This is a genomic window from uncultured Jatrophihabitans sp. (assembly GCF_964246335.1).
In the GTDB taxonomy this organism is placed as follows: domain Bacteria; phylum Actinomycetota; class Actinomycetes; order Mycobacteriales; family Jatrophihabitantaceae; genus Jatrophihabitans.
Genome location: NZ_CAXTQF010000092.1, coordinates 3,462 through 10,076, shown reverse-complemented (window position 1 = coordinate 10,076; position 6,615 = coordinate 3,462). Strand labels below are relative to the sequence as shown.

The window sequence follows — 6,615 nt, the reverse complement described above, 5'->3', positions numbered from 1 at the left end:
CCACGCGCACCGCCGCGCCGCCCGCGCGGGCGACCACGGTGGTTCGCCGCGGGGGGGGGGGCGCGCGCACGTCCAGCAGCGCCGCCGTCGTGAGGATCTTGGCGACGGACGCCGGCGCCGCGGCGGTGCCGCCGCCGTGGTCGTAGAGCACCGCGCCGCTGGCGAGGTCGACGACACGGGCACGCACATCGGCGCCCAGCGCGGATGCGCGCAGCGACGCCGCGATGGTGCGCGCGACGCCGGCCGCCGTGGGCGGTGTGGTTGCGGTTGCCGGCGGGGACGCCGCCGGCGCGGCGGCCGCCGCGCGTACCGCGGCCGGCGTCGATGCGCTCGAGGTCGCGGCAACGTGCCGATGGATGCGCACCGCGCTGGTGATGTAGGAGCCGGCGACCGCCGCGCCGGCTGCAAGGACGACGATCACGGCGACCAGTCCGGCGACGGCCGCCCGCGAGCGCTTCACGATGCGTCAGACTAAGGGCCGGACGGGGTCACGGACCCGAAGCCGTCGCGCTGCCGGCCGCAGCGCTGTCCTGAGGAGCCGACGTCTCGTGGAGTTCGACGTTCTCATCGAGATCCCGCGCGGGAGCCGCAACAAGTACGAGGTGGACCACGAGTCGGGGCGCATGCGCCTGGACCGCACGCTGTTCACCTCGACGCAGTACCCCGCCGACTACGGCTACATCGAGGACACCCTGGGCGAGGACGGCGATCCGCTGGACGCGCTCGTCGTGCTGCAGGGTGACCCGCTGTTTCCCGGCGTCCTCGTCAAGTGCCGCACGATCGGCATGTTCCGGATGACCGACGAGAAGGGCGGCGACGACAAGGTGATCGCCGTGCCGGCCACCGACCCGCGGCTCGAGCACCTGCGCGACATCCACCACCTGCCCGAGTTCGACCGGCTGGAGATCCAGCATTTCTTCGAGGTCTATAAGGACCTCGAGCCGGGCAAGAGCGTCGAGGGCGCCAGCTGGGCCGGCCGCAAGGACGCCGAAGCCGAGATCAACCGCTCCTACCAGCGCGCGAAGGAAGGCGACGGCTGAGCCGTCCCGTCACGGGCGCGAGCGCCACAGGACGACGAGAGCCGGCGCCGGGCGACGCTGCGCAGGATTCATCAGCGGTAGCGGAACACGTACGTGAGGCCGGCAGCGTTGTCGCCGGGCTGACTGAGCTGGGCGTCGACATCCACCTCGAGTGAGTAGATCGCCGTCCGGGTCGCGACGAAGGTCTTCTGCGACCGGCCGCTGCCCTGGAAGGCCGCCGCCACGTCCGCTTCGCGCAAGCCGAGTGCGGAACTCTGCTCCATGAGCTGGCGCCGCGCCGCGTCGACACTCATGCTGCGGTTGATCGTCGTCTGACTCGGCTCGCCGACCCCGTCGGTGTCCGGCCGGCCGTGCACCGCCGATTCCGACAGGACGGTGTCGGCCTCCGTGGCCAGACGCTGATCGCCACCGAGAAGTACGACGACGCGAAGCCGGGCGAAGTAACTGGGCGCGATCGTGGCCGAACGGTAGTGCGGCAGGAAGGCGAGAGCTTCGCGGGTGGGTTTCTTCGTCAGGTCGAGCGAGAAGACACCGTCGTGTACGACCTTGTCCGTCGCCGGGTTGTTGACGCTGTCGATGTTGAAGTAGTAGATCGCCTGCACCTTGCCGTCGTCGCTGTCGTTCACCTCGACCTCGTTCGACAGCCAGTCGTGCACGAAACCGTGCAAGACGACGTTCTGCGGGATCGCAGCGCGCTCACCCACATGGGCGAAGGCGGTGTCGATCTCGTGCTGCCGAAGCCCCAGGACCTTCGCGTCGCTCTCCATCGCCGCATGCGCATCGGCGCCGTTGGCGAATCTGCGGTTCAGCACGAATTGCTTCGGCGCACGGTCCCTGGCCGGACCGGCCGCGCCGCTCGTGTCGTCGGTGCTGAACGACACGCTGAAACACGGCAATGTCACGTCACCCGCCGGCAACCGAACCTTGACCTGCAGCATCGGTCCCGACCTGTCGTAGGCCTGGTTCGTGTCGTTACCGGTCAGCCCCACCGCAGCCCGCGACGGACGAGTGCGCAGATCCAAGGTCAACTTGTTGTCGTGCACGATCGACCGCGAATGCTGTCCAGCAGCGGAGGTGGTCATCACGCAGCCTCCTAAGGATGTGATGATCAGCAGGCAGAGGGCGGGTATCAACGCCCGGCGGCGCTCGTTCAACGTCCGACGTGCTCGCGGCTGCCGACGGTCACGCCGAAGGCACCCACTTCGTTGTCCACCTCGAGACCCCAGTCCGTCAGGCCGTCGTGCAACAGTTGCGGAATCCGGTTGCCGAGGCGCTGTTGCTGTATCCGGTCGTCTATCGACGAGCCGATCAGCGTGCGGGCGTCCGCGCCGCCGTTCTTGTCCAGCAGGTTGTAGTACGCGGGCAACGTGTCGTGCCTGATGTAGTCCCAGCGGGCGCGCCGATCCGCGATGTTGAACGCCGGCAACGGCGTCGTCACGGTTGCGCTCACTTTCTCATGCCCGATGCCGAGCGGCCCGGACAGGGACTCGCTCGCGCCGAGCGTGAGGGGCTTGTACTGGCCGGGCGTCTTGGTGCCGGGTAACGAGGCCGACCCGACGCTTGTCATCAGGTAGGTCATCACCGGGCCGATCGGCTTGTCGTGGTTGGCCATCTGGTCGTACTGGTCGGCGATGACCGTGTTCTGCTCGCGATTGGCGAACTGCGTGGTTGCTGCTCGCAGATGCGCTGCGTCGCCGTGCGGAATCTGCTGCCAGGCGAGGCTGGTCGCGCGATCGATCAGACCTGCGCGTGCCAGTTCGTTGGTGGCGGTCGTCCCGCCGTCGATGTAGGCCTCGTGTTGCGCGCCGATGTCGAAGAAGATGTGCTTCTGCATGGCCATGAACTTGTGCTCGTACCAGCCGAGTTCGGACGCGCTGAGATGGCTGACCATGTCGAGGGCCTGCAGCTCGGGCGGCAGGGCGGCGCGCACGAAGCCGGGCAGCTTGTCGATGGGCTTGCCGAGCTCGGTGGCCAGGTGCTTGAACTCGTCGAGGTCCATGAACCCGCCCGCAAAGGTGGGACCGACGAGGTTCGCCAACCCGGCCCATTGCAGCCGCGGGTTTTTCAGGTACAGGCTGCCGTAGAAGTTGTAGACCGCTGAGATCGTGGACCGGTTGCCGTCGACGCCTTTCCGCGGATCCCAGCCGTCCAGGTCGATGCCGGCGCGCTGAGCGGCCTTCGCGACCCAGTACTGGTGCAGCAGCGCCCCGTAGTGCATCGGCGCGACACCGTCCGCGCGCGCCGCGTCGAGCAACTGCTGCAACTCCGCGACGTTGGTCGGCAGCCGGGTGGTCGGGCCGCCCGCCTGCTCGCCGTCCTTGTTGTCCTCGACGAGATCGAGCACCTGCTGGCCCTGCACCTTCGCGGTGCCCATGATCGACCACGCGGTCTTCAGGTTCAGCCCGGAACCGTTCGGTCCGAGCTTGTCGACGTCGAGGGTGTGCAGCACCTGCCGTCTGATCGCTGCCGGGTCGAGTGAGGCACCTCGTGGTGCGAGCTTGTTGGTCTGTTCGTCGATCGCGGCCGCCAACTGCCCGGCCAGCTTGCTCAGAGCGGTCTTGACGCCGGTCGCCCTGGTCTGCAGCGCCTGCAACTGCACGGCAAGTACGACCGGGTCGTCACCACCTGGCAGCAGCGGGCCGTGCTGGGCGCCTTTGGGCACCTTGTCGATGCGTGCCTGCAGCGCGTCGGCTTGCGACTTGAGGTGCGCGACTTCGGACGTGGCCGCAGCCAGCGCCTTGGCGTACTGGCCCATGACGGTCGCAACCCTGCCGACGGCGTCCTCGGTCAGCACGAGCTGCGCGGAGATGCCGAACATGCCGCTCGAGAAGTCGCCCTCCCGCTTGGCGCGCCAGTCGGACTGGGCGGTCGCGACGGCGCCCTTGACCTTGTTCGTATCGTGGGAAACGTCGGTGCCGACGTTGTTCATGGTGCGCGCAGCTGACGTGAGGCTGCCGCCGTCGCCCTCGGGCGGTGCGAACGGGCCACTCACCGGTGGCCGCCAGTGGCGGTGGACAGATCCTTCGATGCGTTGGTGGCGAGAAGCGCTGCGGCGTCGAGCTGCTTGCCCAGGCCGTCGGTCATCGCGCCGGCCGCCGCAGCGAAGCGGCTGATCGCCGCAGCCATCCTGGCGTCGCCGGCCGCGGAGCTGCCCTGTGACCCGGCGTGGCTCGCGCCGGTGGATCGGCTGCTCACTCCGGACGCCGCAGTGCGCAACTTGGCCCCGCCGTCGGCGATCGTGGCCGGATTACCGCCGACCGATCCGCCGCCGCCCATTGCCCACCTCCGCGGCGCTCGGGAGGAGCGTCGAAGATATGGATCTTAGCCAATCGACGGCGTGTGCACGACCTGGATGTCGATCGGGCGGTACTGGACGAACTGCGCCCGGCCGGGGTTGCGACAGGTCAGCCCGTCCCCGACGACCGGCTCGGCCGCGACCGTGACGTCGATCAGCCCGTGCGGACTGCGCAGGCGCACGACGCTCACGCCGACCGACGAGGGCCCGCTCGACTCGACCACGAGATCGCGCCGGCGGCGCAGCGCGAGGTGTTCGTGCGCGAACGCGAGCGCGGCCTGCGCGGGTGCGGGCAAGCCGATGCGTCCGCGCAGCAGAGCGCCGATCACCTCGCCGTCCTCCGCTGCCGCAACGAACTCCGGCGCCGCGAAGGGCAGCACCCGGCCGTAGGACAGGCCGGTGGGCAGGACCAGCACGTTGGCCGCGAAGCGGTCGCCGCCGAGGTGGCTGCACTCCCACACCCGGCCGGGTCGCAGCGCCTCGATGGCTGCGGCGACCGGTCGCCCGCGCAGCGCGCAGCACGTGTCGTGCTTGCTGTGCGCGCACACGAGGTAGAGCGGTTCGGTGTCCGGCGTGGCGTGCGGTGCCGTGCTCGAGGGGTCGGCGACGAAGTCGGCGATCGGCAGCTCGAGCAGTTGGGCGGGGTCGTCGTAGCTGCCCCAGGCGAGCGACTCGACGCCGTCGCGGGTGTCGACGAAGGCCCAGCTGCGCGCGCGCGACGGCCGGGTGCGGCCCGGACGCCGGATGGCCTGCACCCGTACGCCGGCCGCAGCGGCGCGGCGCTCGAGCTGTGCGGCGAGCGGGCCGAAACGCGAGTCGCGCAGGCCGTTGCGTCCCCACGGTCCGGGTTGCTCGACCAGCAGCAGCACCGCGGCCGGGAACGCCGTGCCGAGCATCGGGTCGCCGCGCAGTTGTGCGCGCAGGGCGCACCGGTCGAGGGTCTCGCGCGGCCGCGGTGTCGAGTGGTGGGCGGGAACTGTCATTTCGCGGTTCCCGCGCGGACGCGGAGTGTTCTGTGCGGAGCGTTCTCGTGGGGTGTCTTCACGCCGGTCGCAGCACGCCTTCGCGCACGAGCCGGCGGCAGACCGTGAGCTGCTCGTCGGCGTCCAGGCCCGGCAGCTCCGCGGGCGTGCAGCCGGCTACGGAGGTGAGGGTCTTGACCGCGTCCGCCGCGACGGCCGGCAGTTCGACGGTGCGGTCGAGCAGCACGAGACGCACCGCGTCCGCGGTGGTCTCGACCCGCAGCCGGAGCCCGGCGCGGAGGACGAGCGGGGTGTCGCCGGTGAGCGCGTCGGCGGCGACCAGTTGCGCCAGCGGGCCGATCGGCTCGGGCCGGGTGCGCCGCATGAGGTCGGTGCCGACGCGCCGGGCGATCTCGGCGGCGTCGGCCTGCGCGGCGTCCGCGCTGAGTGCATCGGCCGTGGCGCGCAGGTGCTCGGCGAGTAGGGCGGGGTCGGCGAGGTCGACACCCATCGGCAGCGACGTGCGCAGTGCCGCGTTGTCCTGCGCGAGGTCGAGCAGATGCCGCGCGAGCTGGTAGCGGGTGACGGGGTGGATGCCGACGGTCAGGTGGATCGATGTCTCGCCGAGGGCCTGCGCGGCATGGATGGTGCCGCGCGGGAGATAGAGCGCGTCACCCGGTTCGAGAACGGTGTCGATGAGCGGCCGCTCCGCAGCGCGCGCCGCAACGGCGTCCTTGCGCTGGTCCCACGGCTGGTTGTCCAGCGGGGCCGTGACGACCGGCTCGTGGATCGTCCACTTCTTGCGGCCGGCGACCTGCAGGACGAGCACGTCGTGCACGTCGTAGTGCGGTGCGAAGCCCTGGTTCTGCGGTGGGGTGATGTAGGCGTTGATCTGCACCGGGTGCCCGAGTTCGGCGGCCAATTCGCTGCCGAACCGCACGAGCGGCGGCCAGGTGCGGTGCAGTGCCTGCAGCACGAGCGTGGCGCCGTCGCCGATGGCGGCAAGCACCTTGTCGTCGGCCACCTGGTCGGCGATGGTGGCACCGGCGCCGCCGCCGCGGGTGAACCGCGCGCCGGGCAGCACGTCGCCGTCCTTGGCCATGCGCAGGAACGGGGTGCGTAGGCCGCGTTCGGAGACGAGTTCGTCGACGGCGTTCGCGTCGAGCAGGTCGAAGAAGCCGCCCGGCGGCAGCTCGGCCGCGCGGCTCAGGAGCGGCGCCTGGGCCCAGTACCTGTCGGCGAACTCGTCGACGCCGCAGGTGATGCACCGCGCAAGAGCGCCGGACGCGATCGCTCGCGTCCGGCGCGGCTCTGGTTG

At 70.5% G+C, this 6,615-nt stretch carries 7 protein-coding genes; 1 reads left to right on the top strand and 6 read right to left on the bottom strand.

The genetic code is table 11. From position 1 onward, the window contains the following. On the bottom strand, positions 1 to 460 hold a 460-nt coding region (locus tag ACFFCN_RS17575; protein ID WP_375493756.1), incomplete at its 3' end, for a D-alanyl-D-alanine carboxypeptidase. 88 nt (positions 461 to 548) lie between these two features. Between ACFFCN_RS17575 and ACFFCN_RS17570 the strand changes: the two genes are divergently transcribed. Further along, the gene (locus ACFFCN_RS17570) at positions 549 to 1,040 is read left to right on the top strand and encodes an inorganic diphosphatase (protein ID WP_375493754.1); all 492 of its coding nucleotides are present in this window, start codon (positions 549 to 551) and stop codon (positions 1,038 to 1,040) included. Positions 1,041 to 1,111: 71 nt separating this feature from the next. On the opposite strand, the gene ACFFCN_RS17565 is transcribed toward ACFFCN_RS17570, so the two are convergent. From ACFFCN_RS17565 to ACFFCN_RS17545, 5 genes are all read right to left on the bottom strand, one after another. Beyond that, the gene (locus tag ACFFCN_RS17565) at positions 1,112 to 2,125 is read right to left on the bottom strand and encodes a hypothetical protein (protein WP_375493753.1); all 1,014 of its coding nucleotides are present in this window, start codon (positions 2,123 to 2,125) and stop codon (positions 1,112 to 1,114) included. 65 nt (positions 2,126 to 2,190) lie between these two features. Continuing rightward, on the bottom strand, positions 2,191 to 4,032 hold the full coding sequence (locus ACFFCN_RS17560) for a hypothetical protein (RefSeq protein WP_375493751.1): 1,842 nt from the start codon (positions 4,030 to 4,032) through the stop codon (positions 2,191 to 2,193). Next, entirely contained in the window at positions 4,029 to 4,316 is a 288-nt protein-coding gene (locus tag ACFFCN_RS17555; RefSeq protein WP_375493749.1) for a hypothetical protein, read from the bottom strand. Before ACFFCN_RS17555 ends, ACFFCN_RS17560 begins: the two co-directional genes overlap by 4 nt. A gap of 45 nt (positions 4,317 to 4,361) precedes the next feature. Next, the gene (locus ACFFCN_RS17550; protein ID WP_375493747.1) at positions 4,362 to 5,318 is read right to left on the bottom strand and encodes a sucrase ferredoxin; all 957 of its coding nucleotides are present in this window, start codon (positions 5,316 to 5,318) and stop codon (positions 4,362 to 4,364) included. A 58-nt stretch (positions 5,319 to 5,376) separates the two neighbouring features. Next, positions 5,377 to 6,615, bottom strand: a 1,239-nt coding sequence (locus ACFFCN_RS17545; RefSeq protein ID WP_375493746.1) for a cupin domain-containing protein, incomplete at its 5' end; no start/stop codon positions are given.

Bases quoted from the DNA above. Each gene is read 5' to 3' on its own strand.
- ACFFCN_RS17555 (WP_375493749.1), bottom strand. From the start codon at position 4,316: ATGGGCGGCGGCGGATCGGTCGGCGGTAATCCGGCCACGATCGCCGAC.
- ACFFCN_RS17550 (WP_375493747.1), bottom strand. From the start codon at position 5,318: ATGACAGTTCCCGCCCACCACTCGACACCGCGGCCGCGCGAGACCCTC.